A 19,659-nucleotide genomic window follows, 5' to 3' on the forward strand; every position below is an offset into this window, starting at 1 on the left:
ATGAGCACGACCCCAGAGGCTTTGCCGGACAACGCAATCGCGGTGATCGGCATGGCCGGCAGGTTCCCGGGCGCCAACAACGTCTCGGATTTCTGGGACAACCTTCGGCGCGGCGAAGAATCGATCGCCACGCTGTCCGAGGAAGACCTCAGGGCCGCGGGTGTCAGCGATGAGGTGTTCGCCAATCCCGGCTACGTGCGGCGCGCCCCGCTGATCGACGGATTCGACGAGTTCGATGCCGAGTTCTTCGGGTTCCCACCGCAGCTCGCGCGGAAGCTGGACCCACAACACCGGCTGTTCCTGCAGTGCGCATGGCATGCGTTCGAGGACGCCGGCTGTGACCCGGCGCAGTTCGACGGCGCGATCGGCGTGTACGGAACCAGCTCCCCCAGCGGCTATCTGATGCACAACCTGGCGTCGCACCACGGCGGCGGCGCCTTCATGGCAACCGGACTCGACTTCGAGCAGTTCAACCTGTTCCTGCAGAACGACAAGGACTTCCTGGCAACGCGGGTGTCGCATCAATTCGATCTGCGCGGGCCGAGCATCTCGGTGCAGACCGCGTGTTCGTCGTCGCTGGTCGCGATCCATCTGGCCTGCCAGAGCCTGCTGTCCGGCGAATGTGACATGGCGCTTGCCGGCGGATCGTCGCTGGCCATCCCGCACCGAGTCGGCTACTGGAACTCGCCCGGCGCGATGGTGTCGGCGGCCGGTCACTGCCGGCCCTTCGACGTGCGAGCCGACGGCACGGTGTTCGGCAGCGGCGTCGGGATCGTCGTGCTCAAGCCGTTGCAGGCGGCCCTCGACGCCGGGGACCGGATTCACGCCGTGATCCGCGGGTCGGCGATCAACAACGACGGATCCATGAAGATGGGTTACGCGGCCCCGAATCCGGCCGCGCAGGCCGACGTCATCGCCGAAGCGCACGCGGTGTCCGGTATCGACGCCTCGACCATCAGCTACGTCGAGACACACGGAACCGGCACGGCGCTGGGCGATCCGATCGAAGTCCAGGGCCTCAAAGCCGCGTTCGCCGTGTCCGAGACGCCGCGACCGGGTCCGTGTGTCCTGGGCTCGGTCAAGTCGAACATCGGCCACCTGGAAGTGGCGGCCGGCGTGGTGAGTCTGATCAAGGCGATTCTGTGCCTGAAGCACAAAGCGATACCCGCGACGCTGCACTTCACCAGTCCCAACCCGGAACTGCATCTCGACGAGACTCCGTTCACCGTGCAAAGCGAATACGGCCCATGGGAATGGGGCGGCGTGCGCAGGGCCGGTGTCAGTTCGTTCGGGGTGGGCGGCACCAACGTGCACGTCGTCCTGGAAGAAGCACCAGAACAAGCGCCGGTTCCGGCCGCCGACCGTCCCCAGGTGCTGCTGCTGTCCGCACGAACCGCTGCGACACTTGAGGAGTCGCGTGCCGCCCTGGCGACGACGCTGGCCGGTCCGGACGGCCCGGACCTGGCGGAGGCGGCGTTCACCCTCGCCGGTCGTCGCAAGCACGCCATCACCATGGCGGCAGTGGTGCACGACCGCGAACACGCCGCGAAGGTTTTGCGGGCGGCCGAGCACGACAACGTTTTCGTCGGGGAGTCCGTTGTCCGCGGCGAGACCGACGAATCAGCCTCGGACCGAGTCGTTTTCATGTTTCCCGGGCAAGGCGCTCAGCACGTCGGGATGGCCCGTGGGCTCTACGACACCGAGCCGGTTTTCGCCGAACACTTCGACACCTGCGTCGCGGGATTCCGCGACGAGATGGGGATCGACCTATGCGCGGAGATATTCGGCGACGCCACAACGGATTTGGAACGCATTGACCGTTCCCAGCCCGCGCTGTTCACGGTGGAGTACGCGCTGGCGAAGCTGGTCGACACCTATGGCGTGCGGGCCGGCGCGTACATCGGATACAGCACCGGGGAGTACATCGCGGCCACCCTGGCCGGAGTATTCGACCTCGAGACGGCGATCAAGACGGTGGCCTTGCGTGCCCGTCTGATGCATGAGTCCCCGCCGGGCTCGATGGTCGCCGTGGCGCTGGGTCCCGACGACGTCGCCCAGTACCTCACCCCCGGGGTCGACCTTTCCGCGGTCAACGACCCCGGCAACTGCGTCGTCGCCGGGCCGAACGACGAGATTCGTGCGTTCACCCAGCGCCTGCGCCAGGGCGGCATCACCGCTCGACGGGTCCGCGCGACCCACGCATTCCATTCCAGCGCAATGGATCCCATGGCCGCGCAGTTTCAGGAGTTTCTCTCCGGTGTCGAACTTCGCCGTCCGAACACGCCTCTGCTCAGCAACTTGACCGGGACCTGGATGACCGACGAGCAGGCCACCGACCCGGCCAGCTGGGCACGCCAGATCAGCGCGACGGTCAGGTTCGCCGACGAACTCGACGTATTGCTGACCGAGCCGGACCTGGTCCTGGTCGAGATGGGCCCGGGCGGCAGCCTGACCGGTTCGGCGATCCGGCACCCCAGATGGTCGAACAAGCACCGTGCCGTGCGGCTGATGCGTCACCCCGTGCAGAACACCGACGACCGCGACGCCTTCTTGCTCGGCCTCGGCCAGCTGTGGGCGGCCGACGTGACGGTGGACTGGTCACCGATCACCGCCGGAGTGCACAGCATCGTCAGCCTCCCCGGTTATCCCTTTGCACGCGAGCGGCATTGGGTCGACCCGAAGCCGACCGTGTGGACCGAGGCACCCGCAGCGGAAACCAACGGTTCGGCCACCAACGGCGCCGCCGTCGTGCCGGTCAACGGCCAGTCGGCCACCGAGGCGACGTTGCATCGCATCTGGCTGCAGTGCCTGGGCGTCACCTCGCTGGACCGAAACGCCAATTTCTTTGACCTCGGCGGAGATTCGCTGATCGCGATCGGCATCTCGACCAGTGCCAACAACTCCGGGTTGGCCGTCACCCCGCAGCATCTCTACGAACACCCGACCTTGGCCAGCCTGGCCGCGGCGCTGGACGCCGAGTTCACCGGCGCCGGGCTGACGCAACCGCCGGACGCCGAAGCGTATGCACCGGTGCCCGCGAATATCGCCGGCTTCCTCGAACACGGTGTGCAGGAAGCCAATCGATGGCGGGTGCCGCTGATCTTCCAGCTCGCCCCCAGCGTCGGGATCGAGGACGTCCGGACGGTGCTCACCGCGCTGGCGAACCACCATGACGCGTTGCGCCTCGAGCTCGTCGACCGCGCGGGCACCTGGGAGCAGCACATCGCCGCGCCACAGGAATTCGCGCACCTGTCGTCGCGAACCCTGTCCGACGACGTGGTCGGCGAGCCGACCGCCCAACGGGCCGCGGTGCTCGACATCGTCGCCGAACTGGTCGCCCAGGATGACCTGACCGCTCCGTTCACCGCCACCCACATCACCGGCGGCCACGACGGTTCCTACCTGGTGCTGTCCGCCCACGAGGTGATCGCGGACATCGCCTCTCGCGAAATCCTGCTGACCGATCTGTTCACCGCCTTGTCCCAACATCTTGCGGGCGAAGACATCCTGCTGCCCGCGACCAGTGCCGGATGGCGCGATTGGTCGCTGCGCACCGGAGCCCTGGCGACACATCCCGCGGTGGTCGACACCCGCGACTTCTGGCTGCAGGGCTTGACCACGGCGACGGTGCAGTTGGGCGATCCCACGATCACCGACCGGCCTCGGGCCGGCGACCTGCTGAGGCTGCCCTCGACGCTGGACGTCGCCCAGACGGCCGAAGTCGACGACGCCCGCCGCAGGCTCGGGGTGTCGATCGAGGAAGTCCTGCTCGCGGCGCTGGGCCGCACGATCGCCCAAACGGTCGACGAGGGTGTGGTTTCGGTCGACCTGGAGGGCAACGGGCGTTCGGTGCTGCGGCCGGACGTCGACCTGCGCCGAACCATCGGCCGGTTCACCACGATCTATCCGGCCCCGCTGCGGTGCACGAAGTCCGCAGATGCCACCGAGCTGCTCTCCGGTGTCAGCGAAACCCTGAAATCCGTACCGCATTTCGGTGTCGGATACGGACTGCTGCGCTACGTCTATGCGCCCACCGCGCGCACGCTGGCCACCGCGGGCGGCGCGGACATCCACCTGCGCTACGTGGGCACCGTCCCGGAGCCGCCGCCGCTGGACGCGCCGGTCCAATTCGATTCCGACGCGGCCCTGCCGGTGCGGGATCCGATTCCGGGTCTGGGCCACGCGATCGAACTTCGGGTGTACCGGCATTCGGGCGCGCTGCATCTCGATTGGTGGTACGACGCCCGCCGCGTCCCGCCCCAGCGGGCGCAAGCGCTCGCCGACCGTTTCCCGATCGCATTGCGGGCCCTGATCTCCGACGCCGTCGACGCCATCCCCGACGACACCGGTGCGGGCTCGCAGCCCGTGGAGCTGGCCCTGGTGGACCTGTCGTCGTTTGACGCGAGCTGAGGGGAGCTCAATGAGCAACGCAGAGCGAAACTTTGACAAGGCCGTCGTCGTCGACAAGGTGCGCAAGACCTTCGGCGATTTCGTGGCCTTGCACGAGGTCAGCTTGGAAGTGAGCCGTGGCGAGGTACTCGGGCTGCTCGGGCCCAACGGGGCGGGCAAGACCACGCTCGTCGACATCTTGTCGACGCTGAGCCGCCCGGATCAGGGCCGCGCGCTGGTGGCCGGCTACGACGTGGTGACCGAGCCGGCCGGGGTGCGCCGGTCGATCATGCTCACCGGGCAGCAGGTGGCGATCGACGACACGCTGACGGGTCTGGAAAACCTGTTCATGTTCGGTCGCCTGTACGGGCTGAAGAAGGCCGCCGCGCGCAGCCGGGCCAAGGAACTCATCGAAGAATTCGATCTGGTCTACGCCGGCGATCGGCGGGTCAAGACGTACTCGGGCGGGATGCGCCGGCGGATCGACATTGCCTGCGGGCTGGTGGTCCCGCCGCAGGTGGTGTTCTTGGACGAGCCGACCACCGGCCTGGATCCGCGTAGCAGGCAAGGCATTTGGGATCTGGTCGGTAATTTCAAGAACCGCGGTATCGCCACGCTGCTGACTACACAATACCTCGAGGAAGCCGACGCGCTTGCCGATCGCATCATCGTCATCGACCACGGGCGGATCATCGCCGAGGGAACGGCCGACGAGCTCAAGGCCCGCACGGGCGGCAGCTACTGCGAGATCGTCCCGCGGGATCTACGCGATCTGCCGACGATCGCCGAGCTGCTCGGCTCGCTGTTGCCGGAGGAGAACCGGGCCGCCTTGACGCCCGAATCCGATCGGATCGCCATGCCGGCCCCGGACGGCGCCAACACACTTCTCGAGGCCGTGGGGCGCCTCGCCGCCGCCAATATCGGCGTTGCCGACATCGCGCTGCGGCGCCCGTCGTTGGACGACGTATTCCTCTCGTTGACAAAGGATCCCGCCAAATCGGGTAATCCGGTTGCGGAGGCGGTCAGTTGACCGCCTCGGTCGTCGTGCGACCCCAGCCGTCGATGCGTGCCCAGTGGTGGGTGCTCACCATGCGCTTCATCGCGCCCACCGTGCGCAACGGTGAGCTCGCCATCACCATCGCGGTCTCGGTGGTGTTCACGGCCGGCTTCTACATCCCGTTGCACCAGATCATGGGTAACGTCACCAGGGGCGTGGCCAGCAGCTACGCGCAGTACCTGATGCCGTTGATCGCGTTGGAGGCCATCACGTTTGCCGCCATGTCAACGGCGTTTCGGGCGGCGACGGACTCGGTGCAGGGCGTCAACCGCCGGTTCCGGTCCATGCCGATCCCACCGTTTACACCGGTGGCCGCCCGCATCTCGGCCGCGCTGTACCGGTGCGTGGTTTCGTTGACGGTGGCCCTGGTCTGCGGCTACACCATAGGGTTTCGCTTTCGCGGCTCGGTCGTGGACACCGTCGCCTTCTGCGTGTTGGTGCTCGTGTTCGGGGCGGTGCTGTCGTTCGGGGCCGACCTGTTGGGCACCGGAACCCGCAATCCCGAGGCCATGGCACCAATGCTGACCTTGCCGCCGTTGATCTTTGGGCTGCTGTCCGTCGGTGTCCAACCGGTGGAGCAGTTTCCCCATTGGGTCCAGCCCTTCGTGCGCAACCAGCCGATCTCGGCGCTCGTCGACAGCTTGCACGCCGCGGCCGGCGACGTCGCACCGTTTCACACCTCGCTCACCTGGTCGGTGCTGACGCCGACGCTGGCGTGGTTGTGCGGGTTGGCCGCGATCCTGGTCCCGGTATCCGCGATCGTCTTGTCGAAGCGGGCATGATGACTCTGGTTTACGAGGAGACCGTGCCTGTCGAAACCGAGCACCGCGTGCACGAGAACTCGGCGCGAGTGCTGCTTCCGCAAACCCTGGTGCAGACCCGGCGGATACTCACCAAGTGGTCACGCGACATCACCGCGATCATCATGGTCACGGTGTTGCCCGTTCTTTTCCTGATCACCATGAATATTGTTTTGGGCCATGCGGTTACCCAGGTCGCCGGCTATGACGCGCTGTTCAACACGGTTCCGATGAACGTGCTCGCCGCCGCGGTGAACGGATCGGCGGTCGGTGCGATCGGGCTCATCGGGGAGCGCGACGACGGCCTGCTGCGCCGATTGTGGGTGGTGCCCGTGCACCGTGCGTCGGGCGTCTGCTCGCGGATCGTCGCCGAGATGGTCCGGATCGTCATCACGACAGGCGTCGTTCTGGCCGCCGGGATGGTGCTGGGTTTCCGCTTCAAGCAGGGCATCCTCCCGACCTTGGTATGGCTGGGCATCCCGGTGCTATTCGGACTCGCCTTCGCGACCCTGATCACGACGATTGCCTGGTATGCGTCGAAAAATTTTCTGCTCGAAGCGATTACGCTCGTGCACCTGCTCGCGATCCTGTTCTCGACCGGATTCCTGCCGGTTGACCAGTTTCCGAAGTGGATACAGCCGGTGGTCACGCACCAGCCGATCAGCTGCGCGATCGACACGATGCGCGCACTGGCGCTCGGCGGTCCGGTGCGCTCGCCCATGATCGAGACGCTGCTGTGGGCCGCCGGCATCACCGCGGTATGCATCGCACCAACGCTTCTCGGCTATCGACGGGCCAGCACGCGCAGATAAGGGGATGTCAGCAGTGTTTTCCGGATCCGTGATCCGTAAGCTCGCGCACAGCGAGGAAGTGTTCGCGGCCAACGAGACCTATTTCGGGCTGAAAATACAAATCATTGGTGACGTCGATATCGACGCGATGGCGGATGCCTTTGACGCGCTCCTGCAGTCGCACCCCATCTGGGCCGGCCACCTCGAGCAGGCCGACGACGGCCGGCACCAGATTGTCGCCGAAGACGTCATGCACCCGGGGCTGTGGCTGGTCGACGAGCACACATCGGAGGCGGCGCTGTCCAGCATGCGCCTGGATCAGAGCCAATCGCTGCTGAACCTCCGGCTCGAAATCGGTAGCGAACAAAGCCACCTGACCCTGTACGCACACCACGCGCTGGCCGACGGGCACCATGTGTTCGGTCTGTTCGAAGAGCTGCTGTCCCGCTATACCAACGTGGTGGAAACCGGCGATGCCGGCCCGGTGGTCCCACAACCCGCGCCCGAGTCCCTCGAGGCATTGCTCGAAGCGCGCGGGGTGGCCAAGCAGGAGCGTTCGGGGCTCGAACGGCTTTTCCCGGCGGCGTTCGCCTACGACCTGCCTGCCGTCGAGAAGCCAGTCATCGTGTCGAATTCCGATCTGATGCAGCATATTCCGGTGGCCCGGATTCGGTTCACCGAGCAGGAGACATCCGATCTCGTGGAGTTGGGTCGTGCCAATCTGCTCAGCCTCAACTCCCTGGTCGCCGCGGCGCTGCTGCTGGCCGAATGGGAGCTGCGCAACACCCCGCACATCCCGATTCCGTACTTCTATCCGGTCGACCTGCGTTATCACCTCACACCCCCGGTCGGTGCGACCGAAGGCACCATGCCGCTGGGGTTGGCGAGCTTTCTCGCCGAAATCGGGCCCGATACCGATCTCGTCGGGCTGGCCGGCGACATCGTGGAGGCGTTTCGCGCCGACCTGTCCGAGGGCCTGATCCAGCAATCCTCGCTGCACTTCCGGCTGCAATACGAAGGAAGCCTGCCCGGGCTCCCCCCGTTCGTGATGTGCACGGACGTCGGCTCGATTCCCGGCCTGCGCACGCCCGACGGCTTCCAGATCAACGACGTGGGTGCCGAATTCCACTTCGCGGCCCACGCTCCGGTCGATCTCTACAGTTGCTGGACCTTTGCGGGGCAGCTGTACATCGAGCGCCACTCGAACCTGCCGGGCCACGAGGAGGCCCTCAAGGGAGTCCATTCCATACTCTGCGCTGCTCCTGCCGAGGACAGCTGGATGATGGAGTGAACACCGAACGCGAGTTCGACATCGTCTTGTACGGTGCCACAGGCTTTTCCGGCAAGCTGACCGCCGACTACCTCGCGCGGAGCGGGCCCCAAGCGCACATCGCGCTGGCCGGCCGGTCCGCCGAACGTCTGCGGGCGGTGCGGCAGACCCTGGGTCCGACCGCAGCCGATTGGCCGGTGATCGTTGCCGACGCGTCGCAACCGTCGACACTGAGCGCGATGGCCGCCAGGACCCGGGTGGTGCTGACGACCGTCGGCCCGTATGCGCGATACGGCCTGCCGCTGGTGGCCGCCTGCGCCGCGACCGGAACGGACTACGCCGACCTGACCGGCGAGCTGATGTTCGCCCGCAACGCCATCGACCAATTCCACAGACAAGCCGTCGACACCGGCGCCCGCATCGTGCTGTCGTGCGGATTCGACTCGATCCCTTCGGATCTCAACGTCTACCAGCTGCATCGCCGGGTAACCGAGGACAACGCCGGCGAGCTCGCCGACACGATGCTGGTACTGCGCGCCTTTCGGCAGACCGGGGCCTCCGGCGGCACGCTCGCATCGTATTTCGATGCCATGCGGACCGCGTCCATCGACGCGCAGGCACGCCGACTCGTCGAGGATCCCTACACGCTGACCACCGACCCCGGCGCCGAACCCGAACTTGGCCCGCAACCCGACTTTTCGTGGCATCGGGGACGTGACGTCGCACCCGAACTGTCCGGCTTCTGGGTCGGAGGATTTTTCCAGGCTCCCTACAATGACCGAATTGTTCGGCGCAGCAATGCATTACAGGAATGGACCTACGGCCGGCGGTTCCGCTACTCGGAGACGATGAGTCTGGGAAGCTCGTTCGTGGCGCCGGTCGCCGCCAGGGCGGTGACGGGCGCGCTGACGGGCGGCTTCCGCGTGGGCAATCGGCATTCCAAGCGATTGCCCCGACGGCTGGTGGAGCGGATGCTGCCCAAGCCGGGCGCCGGTCCAAGTGATCTGTCCCGGCGGCGTGGTCACTTCACGATGGAGACATACACCACCACGACGACCGGCGCTCGCTACCGGGCGACCTATGCGCAGAACTGCGACGCGTACCACGCCACGTCGGTGATGCTCGCGCAGAGCGGGCTGGCGCTGGCAGTTGATCGCGATCGGCTGTCCCAGTTGCGGGGGGTGCTCACTCCCGCCGCGGCGATGGGCGACGCACTGCTGGCGCGGCTGCCGGCCGCCGGGGTGTCCATCACAACCACCCGGTTGGCCTGAAACCCGTTCGCCTAGCTCGGTGTTGCGGCCACCGCCGCGTCCGCCACCAGCGTCTCGGCCAGGTGCACGCTCAAGGCCTGCGCCGTGTTGTGGGTGGCGATGGCCTTGGGAGTGACCCGGATACCGATCTCGGCTTCGATGCGGGTCCGCAGCTCCAGATTGCCCAGCGAGTCCAGTCCGTGTTCGACGAACGGGCGGTCCGGGTCGACCGTACGGCGCAGGATCAGGCCGGTCTGCTCGGTGATCAGACGCTGCAGCCGGGTGGGCCATTCGTCCTGCGGTAACGATCGAAGTTCGGTGCGCAACGTGGTCTCGCTCCCCTGGTGCTGTCCCGCGTGCTGGAAGGCGTGGGCGAACGGGCGGCGCGCAGCCAACTCGGCCAGCCAGGACAGCCCCTGCGTCGGGACGTAGCCGGTGTAGGCGCGGTTATGGCGCAGCAGTTCGGTGAACGCGTACGCGCCTTCGTCGGGAGCGATCATGGTGGTACGCCCGCCCTCCGCCAGGTGCGTGGCGCGTCCGACCTCGCCCCATGCGCCCCACCCGATGGCCAGCGCCGGCAGGCCCTGGCCGCGCCGCCATGCGATGAAGGCATCGACCCAGCTGTTGGCTGCCGCGTATGCGCCCTGTCCGGCCGAACCCACCAACGCGGCCGCGGAGGAGAAACAACAGAACCAGTCCAGTGGCTGGCCGGCCGTCGCCTGGTGCAGGTTCCACGCGCCGTAAACCTTTGGCGCCCAGTTGCGGTCGATCACCTCGTCGGTGATGTTGGCCAGCGTGTTGTCCACGACCACCGCCGCGGCATGCAGCACACCCCGCAACGGGAGCCCGGTGGCAGTGGCCGCGGCCACCACCCGGGCCGCGGTGTCGGCCTCGGCCATGTTGCCGGATTCCACGACGACGTCGACCCCGCCCGCACGGATCCGCTCAATGGCCTGCCGCGCCTTGGGGGTTGGGTTTGCCCTGGCGGTCAGCACGATCCGGCCGCAGCCGGCCTTGGCCATCTCGGTGGCCAGGAACAGCCCGAGCCCGCCGAGGCCACCGGTGATGATGTAGGCACCGTCGCGGCGAAATACGTTGGCTCGCTCCGGCGGTACCAGCACGGTGCTCTGCCCCTCGCGCGGGATGGACAGGACGAGCTTCCCGTTGTGTTCGGCCGCGCCCATCACACGAATTGCCGTGGCCGCCTGGTCAAGTGGATAGGCGGTGTGCTCGAGCGGCGGCAACTCACCGTCTCCGACGAGCCGGTACACCGTACGCAGCAGATCCCCGACCTGCTGGGGGTGACTGGCCGCCATCAGCGCGAGGTCGAGGTAGTGGAACGTGAGGTTGCGGCGGAACGGATACTGGCCCAGGCGGGTATCGCCGTAGACATCGCGCTTGCCGATCTCGACGAACCGTCCGCCGATCGCCAGCAGTTCGAAGCCGGCGCGCTGGGCCGCGCCGGTGACCGAGTTGAGCACGACGTCGACACCGTAGCCGTCGGTGTCGCGGCGGATCTCGTCGGCGAATTCGGTGCTGCGCGAGTCGTAGACGTGCTCGATGCCCATCTCGTGCAGCAGCGCCCGCCGTTGCGGGCTGCCCGCCGTGGCGAAGATCTCCGCCCCGACCGATCGGGCTATCGCGATCGCGGCGCGCCCCACCCCACCGGTTGCGGAGTGGATCAGCACGCGCTCCCCGGGCTTGATCCTGGCCATGTCCTGCAGCCCGTACCAAGCGGTGGCGTACGCCGTCGTGGCCGCGGCGGCCTGCTCGGCGTCCAGGCCGGGTGGAAGCGTCACGGCAAGTTTGGCGTCACAGGTGACGAACGTTGCCCAACAGCCGTTTTCGGATACGCCGCCGACACGGTCACCGACCTGATGGTCGGTGACACCGGGTCCGACCGCGGTCACCACGCCCGCGAAATCCATCCCCAGCCGTGGTTGACGCCCGTCGACGCTGGGGAATCGGCCCATCGCGATGAGCACATCGGCGAAGTTGAGGCTGGATGCGGTGACCGCGACCTCGATCTGTCCCGGCCCCGGTGAGGTGCGTTCGAACGCAACAAGTTCCAGGCCTTCCAGGTCGCCGGGAGTGCGGATCTCCAGGCGCATGCCGTCGAGTTGGTGGTTCGCGATGGCGGTGTGCCGTTCGCCGGGGCGCAGCGGGGCCGAGCGGAGCCGGGCGGTGTACCACTGCCCATTACGCCAGGCGGTTTCGTCCTCGTCCGAGCCGGCCAGCAGCTGACGCGCCAGCAGCGTGGCGTCCGTGGCCTCATCCAGGTCGATCTGGGTGGCACCCAACTCGGCGTCTTCGGCGGCGAGCACCCGCATCAGCCCGCGCAGCCCCGCCTGGTCCAGGTTCAGCCGGTCACCGGGCAACACGGCCTGGGCGTTGCGGGTCACGACATACAAACGCGCCGGCTCGTCGGCGGATTCGTCCAGCGCGCGGGCGATTCGCACCAGGTGTCGCACCTGTTCTTGGCCGCGGACCGGACACTGCTCGTCGTTATCGCCGGCGGGTGGCTCGGCCAGAACTACCACACCGCTGGCGTTGCCGATCGGCAGGCCCCGCTGCCCGGCGCTCGGCCAGTAGCCGATTTCGCATTGCGCACCTTCGTTTTTCAGCGCATCGGCGAGCCGGGCGGCCAACGGGTCATCGGCGGTCGCCAGCAGCAGCCAGGTCCCGGCCGCACCGTCGGCCGCGGCGGGCAGATCGTGCGGCTCCCAGTCGATGGCCAGCAGGCGCTCGGCCAGCATTCGTTGGCGCGCGCCGCTCTCGGAGACGTCGCTACCCACCCGCAGCCCACGCACGATCAGCAGCACGGTCCCGTTCTCGTCGAACACGTCGAGATCGGCTTCCATCCCGATCTGGTTCGCCTCGGTGACCCGGCTCAGGCAGTAACGGGCGCTCCGCAGCGACCCGTAGCTGCGCAGCCGGCGCACCCCCAGCGGCAACAGCAGACCGCCGTCGGCGATTTCGCCGCTGCGCTCATGGGCGGCCACCGACTGGAAGCAGGCGTCGAGCAACGCGGGATGCGCTCGAAAAGCATTGTGCTGCAAGCTAACCAGCGGCTCGACTTCGGCCAGCACGGTGCCGTTGGAGGCGTTGCCGGTGTGCGCGGCCGCCAAGCCCGAAAACGCGGGGCCGAACCGGACTCCGCGGTTGTCGAACCACTCCCGCAGCTGCGTCCCGTCCACCCGGTTCGGATGGGCGGCGAGCAGGGCGGCGACATCGTGTACAGGAGGTTGGCCCAACTCGTCGATGGCCTGCAAGGTCGCCGCGGCCCGCCGCGTGTACTCCCCCTCTTCGTCGGTTTGCACCGCAAAGGAGACCACACCGGGCGCCTGCACCGACGCGTCGGCGCTCAGCGCCGTCTGGTCGTCGAGCAGCAGCATCCGTTCGAATCGGATATCGCGTACCTCCGACGCGTCACCCAGCGTCGCGTGAGCGGCGGCCAGCGCCATCTCGCAGTAGGCGGCCCCGGGCAGCGCCGGCACGGCGTGCACCTGGTGGTCGGCGAGCCAGGGCTGTGCCGCGGTGCCGACTTCGCCCTGCCAGACATGACGCTCCGGCTCCTCGAGCAGCCGAACGTGGGCGCCGAGCAAGGGATGCACCGAAACGGTGCGGCCACCGGCCGCCGCGGTTCCCTCGCCGTCGCGCAGCTGCGCACGATGCTCCGCGGCGCCGATCCAGTGGCGGGTGTGGTGCCAGGGCGAGGCGGGCAGGGGTGGATGCGGTTCGGGCGGGTGCGGAGTTTGGGGTGGATGACTGCGGTGGCTCGCGTTGAGGTTCGTGTGGAACGCCAGCGTGTCGTCGGCGTCGCGCGCCAGGGTGCTGACGATCCGGTAGTCGCCGGCGCCGAGGGTGTCGTTGATGGCGTGGGCGAGCAACGGGTGCGGGCTGATTTCGATGAAGGTGGCGTGTATTTCGCCGGCCGTGGCGATCGCCTGGCTGAACCGCACCGGGTTGCGCAGGTTGGCCGCCCAATGGTCGGCGTCGAACACCGGTGTGTCATCGTCGGGTCCGCTGGTCGTGCTGATCACCGGGATGGCCGGCGAATCGGGCACTAAATCGGCTAGCGCAGCACATAATTCGGGCAGGATCGGCTCGATGATGCGGTGATGAGAGGCCACGTCGACCTCGATGCGCCGGGCCAGCCGGTCGGCGTCGGCGACTACTGCCATCACCGCGTCGACCTGATCGGGCGGGCCGGCGATCACCGTCTGGCTCGGCGAGGCGTACACCGCGATGCTCACCTGCGGGTAATCGGCCAGCAGCGCCTCGGTGGCCGCGGCGTCGGACTCCACCAGCGCCATCGCCCCCTGACCGGACAGCCGCGACATCAACCGCGACCGGGTGGAGATCACGCGCAAGCCGTCGGCGACGCTCAATGCCCCGGCCACCACCGCCGCGGTGACCTCACCCATGGAATGCCCGATCACGGCGTCCGGCTCCACGCCGTACGAACGCCACAACGCCGTCAGCGCCAGTTGCACACCCACCAGCAGCGGTTGAATCCGCTCGATGCCGGTCACCGGCAGACCCTGGGCCAGCACCTGCTGCAGCGAAAACCCAGCGTGTGCAACGAATATCGGCTCCAGTTCGGCGACCGCCGCGGCGAAGGCCGGCTCATCGGCCAGCAACTGCCGGCCCATCCCTGCCCACTGTGAGCCCTGGCCGGAATAGACGAACACGGTGCCGGGCCGCGCCTCTCCCTGGTGCGGGGCCACCACCCCGTCGGCCGGCCTGCCCTCGGCCAGCGCCCGCAACCCGGCAGTCGCCTGGGCGCGATCGCGTGCACAGACGGTGCCGAACAGCGCATGCCGAGACCGGTGGTGATTCAGCGTGTGCGCGACATCGGGCAATGCCACGTCCGCGCCGTCGCCATCCATCCAGTCGGCCAACGCCGACGCCAGCGAGCTCACCCGCTCGCTCGTCTTGCCCGATACCACCAGCGTGCTCACCGCCGGGCCCGGTTGGGACGCAACGATATCCATCGCGGGAGCCTGTTCTACGACCACATGGGCATTGGTGCCGCCGAAGCCGAACGATGACACCCCCGCGCGTCGCGGAAGCCCGGTATCCGGCCAATCCGTAGGTTCTGCAACAACTTTCAGGCGCATCTCGTCGAACGGGATGTGCGGATTCGGGGTCTTGTAGTTCAGGTTCGGCGGGATGTGCCCGCGGTACACCGCCAGCACGGCCTTGATGAGACCGGCGATCCCGGCGGCCCCCTCCAAGTGACCCATGTTCGATTTGACGGCACCGAGCAGCAGCGGAGCGTCTTCGGAGCGTCCGCGACCCAGCACCGTACCCAGGGCACGCGCCTCGATGGGATCGCCCAACAATGTTCCGGTTCCATGGGTCTCGACATAGTCGACCTGATGCGGCGCGACGCCCGCACTGGCGCACGCCGCGCGCAGCACCGACATCTGTGCGGCCGGATTCGGCGCCATCAGCCCGTTGGATCGGCCATCCTGATTGACCGCCGATCCTCGCAGCACCGCTAGCACCCGATCCCCGTCGCGCACGGCGTCGCTGTGCCGCTTGAGTATCACCGCACCGCATCCTTCGCCGCGGACGAATCCGTCCGCTTCCGCGTCGAAGGATTTGCATTGACCCGTCGGCGACAACGCTTCGGCGCCGTCGAAGCTGCGGAAGATGGCCGGCGACAACAGCAGGTTCACTCCCGCGGCGATGGCCAGATCGCAATCTCGCGTGCGCAAGCTCTGAGATGCCATGTGCACGGCCACAAGTGACGACGAGCAGGCGGTGTCCACCGATACGGACGGACCGCGAAGATCCAGAACGTAAGACAGCCGGTTGGCGATGATGCTCAGGGCGCCGCCGATGTTGCTCCACGCGTCGACGCGAGTGAGATCCGTACCAGCCAGGTACCCGTAGTCGGTCGCACACGCGCCGGCGAAAACGCCGGTCTGCGACCGCCGCAGCGATTCCGCGGGAATCCCGGCATGCTCCAGCGCTTCGGAGGCCACCTCCAGCAACAACCGCTGCTGCGGGTCCATCGCCGTCGCTTCACGCGGGGAGATCTCGAAGAATTCTGCGTCGAAACCATCGACGTCGCTCAACACCGAAGCCCACCGAGTGGTGGCTGCCAGCGCCGTCGCGATCTCCGGCGAGCCGTCGTCGAACGGCAGCCATCGGTCGGCGGGCACCTCGGTTACCGACGAACGACCCTCACACAAGAACCGCCAGTACGCGTCGGGCCCTGAAATATCCCCGGGGAAACGACATCCCAACCCGATCACCGCGATCGGCTCGTCGGCCCAACCACGCTCCACCGAGGCCGCTTGAACCTCGGACTCCGACTCGGGAGTGGTCAGGAACCGCACCAGTTGGTCGATCGTGGGGTGCTGCCAAAAATCCAACGGGGACACCGGCCGGCCAACCAGCGTGGCCAACTCCCCCGAGAGTACGACCGCATCGCGCGAGCCCACTCCCAGGTCGTTGAACGCCACGTCGAGGCCGACATCTTCACGCTCACAACCGATCTCGGTGACGAGATAGTCGATCAACCAGCGCTCTAGCCCCCCGGCCTCCTCAGGACCGGCCGACATCACGCCGAAACGTCCAAGCGCTCAAACTCCTCGAGCCGATAGGACTCGATGCACGTCGACCGGCGCACCTTGCCACTGGTGGTCAGCGGAAGCGAACCCGGCGCCACCAGAACAAGATCGGCGATCCGGACGCCGTGCGCGCTCGATATCGCGGCGGCGACGTCGCGCCTGATCGAGCGGAGTTTCTGCTGAGCGTCCTCGTCGGAGCCGGCCCGATTCTTGACCTCCGCGATGGCGACCAGCTGCTCGGTGGTGTCGTTGGCCACCGAAATCGCGGCCACCCGGCCCTTGGTGATCTGCCCGATCGTCGATTCGATGTCGTCCGGGTAGTGGTTGCGTCCGTCCACGATGAGCAGATCCTTGAGGCGGCCCATGATGAACAATTCGCCGTCGGAGATGAACCCCAGGTCGCCCGTCCTGAGCCAGGGCCCCTCGGGTGTGCCGGCGGACGGGGCGGTGAGCCGGGCACCAAAAGTGCGCTTGGTCCGCTCCGGATTGCGCCAGTACCCGTTGCCGATGTTCGCGCCGTGCGCCCAGATCTCGCCGATGACACCCGGCGCCGTCTCGGTCTTGGTTTCGGGGTCGACGATGCGCACCAGTGGCGACTTCATCGCGCCGTAGCTGATCAGGTCGCTACCGCCCTGCTCCTCGGTGCACGGCGTGGCGTGACCGCCCGACAACTGCTCGTACTGGAAACGCACGGATTTGGGCGCCCGCCCCGTCTTTGCGCTGGCGACGTACAGCGTCGCCTCGGCAAGCCCATAGGACGGGCGGATCGCCGTCTCGGGCAAGTTGTATCGGGAGAACCGCTCCATGAAGCGCGTGATGGACGCCGGCAGTACCCGCTCACTTCCGTTGGCGAGTCCCACCACGTTGCTGAGGTCGAGGCCGGCCATGTCCTCGTCGGATATCCGGCGCACCGCCAGGTCGAAGGCGAAGTTCGGCCCTCCGGAGAACGGCCGAGGGTTGCCGGCCAGCAGCCGCATCCACCTGGCGGGCTCGATCAGAAATGCGATCGGGCTGGTCAGCACCGCGGGAAGTCCCCACACGACGGGGTAACAGATTCCCTGGATAAGCCCCATGTCGTGGTAGAACGGCAGCCACGACACCAGCGTTTCGGGCGGACCGGAAATATCGAACAACCCCGACTTCAGCTGCTGGCAATTGGTGACCACGTTCTCGTGGGTGATCACGACTCCAGCCGGCTGGCCGGTCGATCCCGACGTGTACTGCAAATACGCTTCTTTTGGATGCGAGTATTCGGCCGGGCTGAATTCCCCGGCGGAATAGAAGTCGAGTGAGTCGATTTCGATGACTGTCGGTGCGGCCGATCCGCCGTGCGACTCGGCATATTTGACGACACCGTCAACGACAGCGGATGTGGTGATAATCGCGGCCGGGGTGCAATCCTGCAGTGCCGCCGATATGCGGATGTCGTGGGCGCCGAATTGCGGCACCGAGAGCGGAACCGCGATGAAGCCCGCCTGTAGTGCCCCGAGAAAGCCGACGACGTAGTCGAGGCTCTGCGGAGCCAATATCGCCACCCGATCGCCGGTCGTCCCGCAGCGCCGGAGCTCGGCTGCCACCGTCATCGCGCGCCGCTCCAGCTGCGACCAGGTCAGGTTTTCGGCGAATCCCTTCGGATCCACGTCGTAGTCGATGAATGTGAATGCGGTGGCATTGGGCTGCCGGCGAGCGTTCTCGCTCAGCACCGCAGGAATGGAGGACTCGAGTACGGACATCACGCTACCTTCCGATTTCTTTCAAAATGTTGGTGCGCATCACGTCCCCCACGGGATGTCGCGGCCTGGTTTTTCTCGCAGCACCACCCCATGCCACTAAACCGATACGAACTCTTATCTCTGCAGCACCACCCTGGATGAGAACACTTCAAAGGTGAGGCGGGTGTCTGCGGGATAGTCGGCGGCGGCGAGCGTCCGCGACCGCTTGGCTTTCGCGACCCTGCCGACCTGGACTCCGACTACCGCGGGCGCCACCCTTTGTTCGACGAAGTGTACCGCCGCGCGGTTCAGCGACGATCCGGTCCGCTCGCGCTTTTCCGGCATCGGGTGTACCCCCGCCCGGGCGCTGAGCCGACATGAGCGAGCGCCCGCGGCCATGACCACCTCCACGGCGAGGAACCTACCCGTTCTCACGCGGCCACGTTGGCGAATCGGCGAACTGGCTGACCAGCCAATATCGCCGGACGACCGGGACGCTGGTCCCAAAAATAGTTGCTACGGCTCACGATCGAAGTCGTTTCCCGGGTCTATCGGGGTGGCCGGCAGGACGGGCGGAATCATCGCGCATACGCGATGATCAACCCAGAGGAGAGGACGCGGCCCATGGCAGGCAAGGCGCTGGCAGCAATCGAGCATGCCCTGGCGCTGGCCGGGTCCATGACGTGGGAAATCCTGTGGGCGCTGATCCTGGGCTTCGCCCTGTCCGCGGTGGTGCAGGCGGTGGTGCGGCGCTCCACGATCGTGGCGTTGCTCGGAGACGACCGGCCGCGCACCCTGGCGATCGCCGCGGGCCTGGGGGCGGCCTCCTCGTCGTGCTCGTACGCCGCGGTCGCCCTGGCGCGGTCGCTGTTCCGCAAGGGTGCCCATTTCACCGCCGCCATGGCATTCGAGATCGGTTCGACCAACCTCGTGGTCGAGTTGGGCATCATCTTGGCGCTGCTGATGGGTTGGCAGTTCACCGCCGCGGAGTTCGTCGGCGGCCCGCTGATGATCGTCATCCTGGCTGTCTTGTTCCGGCTGTTCGTTCGTGCCCGGCTCGTCGGCGCCGCGCGCGAGCAGGCCGAGCGGGGACTCGCCGGCTCGATGGAGGGTCATGCCGCGATGGACATGTCCATCAAACGCGAGGGCTCGTTCTGGCAGCGGCTCATCTCGGCCGAGGGCTTCACGTCGGTTTCGCATGTGTTTGTCATGGAATGGCTGGCGATCCTGCGCGATCTGGTGCTGGGTCTGTTGATCGCCGGCGCGATCGCGGCGTGGGTACCCGAAACCTTCTGGCGGGGCTTCTTCTTGGCCGACGACCCCGGCTGGGCGGCAGTGTGGGGACCGATCGTCGGGCCGGTCGTGGCGATCGTGTCCTTCGTCTGCTCGATCGGCAACGTGCCGCTGGCCGCGGTGCTGTGGAACGGGGGCATCAGCTTCGGCGGCGTGATCGCGTTCATCTACGCCGACCTGTTGATCCTGCCGATCTTGAACATCTACCGGAAGTATTACGGCACCCGGATGATGCTGGCATTGCTCGGCACTTTCTACGCCTCGATGGTCGCCGCCGGCTACCTCGTCGAATTAATTTTCGGCACAACGAATCTCATTCCAACCCAGCGCAATGCCACGGTGATGGAAGCATCGATCTCGTGGAACTACACCACGTGGCTCAATATCGTGTTTCTGGTTGTCGCGGTGCTGCTGGTCGTGCGATTCGTCACGTCCGGGGGCATGCCGATGCTACGCATGATGGGCGGCTCCCCCGAGGCCTCAGACGGCCACCATCACCAATAACGCCCG

General features: G+C 67.0%; 10 protein-coding genes. 7 read left to right on the top strand and 3 right to left on the bottom strand.

From position 1 onward, the window contains the following. Genes G6N55_RS08270 through G6N55_RS08295 form a run of 6 tightly spaced genes read left to right on the top strand, consistent with a single transcriptional unit; the run spans position 1 to position 9,578 of the window. Positions 1 to 4,410: a type I polyketide synthase gene (locus G6N55_RS08270; protein WP_085226298.1), complete on the top strand. Its 4,410-nt coding sequence runs from the start codon at positions 1 to 3 to the stop codon at positions 4,408 to 4,410. A 10-nt stretch (positions 4,411 to 4,420) separates the two neighbouring features. Further along, positions 4,421 to 5,419: an ATP-binding cassette domain-containing protein gene (locus G6N55_RS08275; RefSeq protein ID WP_085226297.1), complete on the top strand. Its 999-nt coding sequence runs from the start codon at positions 4,421 to 4,423 to the stop codon at positions 5,417 to 5,419. Further along, the gene (locus G6N55_RS08280; protein WP_085226295.1) at positions 5,416 to 6,228 is read left to right on the top strand and encodes an ABC transporter permease; all 813 of its coding nucleotides are present in this window, start codon (positions 5,416 to 5,418) and stop codon (positions 6,226 to 6,228) included. The genes G6N55_RS08275 and G6N55_RS08280 overlap by 4 nt, the downstream gene beginning before the upstream one ends. Continuing rightward, positions 6,225 to 7,058 carry an ABC transporter permease gene (locus tag G6N55_RS08285; protein WP_085226294.1) on the top strand — a complete coding sequence of 278 codons (834 nt, stop codon included), beginning with the start codon at positions 6,225 to 6,227 and terminating at the stop codon, positions 7,056 to 7,058. Before G6N55_RS08280 ends, G6N55_RS08285 begins: the two co-directional genes overlap by 4 nt. 13 nt (positions 7,059 to 7,071) lie before the next feature. Then, on the top strand, positions 7,072 to 8,328 hold the full coding sequence (locus tag G6N55_RS08290) for a phthiocerol/phthiodiolone dimycocerosyl transferase family protein (RefSeq protein WP_139827063.1): 1,257 nt from the start codon (positions 7,072 to 7,074) through the stop codon (positions 8,326 to 8,328). Then, positions 8,325 to 9,578 carry a saccharopine dehydrogenase family protein gene (locus G6N55_RS08295; RefSeq protein ID WP_139827062.1) on the top strand — a complete coding sequence of 418 codons (1,254 nt, stop codon included), beginning with the start codon at positions 8,325 to 8,327 and terminating at the stop codon, positions 9,576 to 9,578. Before G6N55_RS08290 ends, G6N55_RS08295 begins: the two co-directional genes overlap by 4 nt. A gap of 11 nt (positions 9,579 to 9,589) precedes the next feature. Here G6N55_RS08295 and pks2 read toward each other — a convergent pair whose 3' ends face one another. The 3 genes from pks2 to G6N55_RS08310 form a co-directional block, all read right to left on the bottom strand. Beyond that, positions 9,590 to 16,135, bottom strand: coding sequence for a sulfolipid-1 biosynthesis phthioceranic/hydroxyphthioceranic acid synthase (gene pks2 / locus G6N55_RS08300; protein WP_085226289.1), 6,546 nt, complete (start codon positions 16,133 to 16,135; stop codon positions 9,590 to 9,592). Continuing rightward, positions 16,135 to 17,877 (bottom strand): AMP-binding protein, encoded by a 1,743-nt coding sequence (locus tag G6N55_RS08305; protein ID WP_085226288.1) that lies wholly within the window; start codon positions 17,875 to 17,877, stop codon positions 16,135 to 16,137. The genes pks2 and G6N55_RS08305 overlap by 1 nt, the downstream gene beginning before the upstream one ends. A gap of 114 nt (positions 17,878 to 17,991) precedes the next feature. Next, positions 17,992 to 18,201, bottom strand: coding sequence for a hypothetical protein (locus tag G6N55_RS08310; RefSeq protein ID WP_085226286.1), 210 nt, complete (start codon positions 18,199 to 18,201; stop codon positions 17,992 to 17,994). A gap of 279 nt (positions 18,202 to 18,480) precedes the next feature. On the opposite strand from G6N55_RS08310, the gene G6N55_RS08315 reads away from it, so the two are divergent. Further along, complete coding sequence (locus tag G6N55_RS08315; protein WP_085226285.1) at positions 18,481 to 19,653, top strand: permease; 1,173 nt, start codon at positions 18,481 to 18,483, stop codon at positions 19,651 to 19,653. Positions 19,654 to 19,659: the final 6 nt, after the last annotated feature.

This window comes from Mycobacterium florentinum, from assembly GCF_010730355.1.
Taxonomy (GTDB): domain Bacteria; phylum Actinomycetota; class Actinomycetes; order Mycobacteriales; family Mycobacteriaceae; genus Mycobacterium; species Mycobacterium florentinum.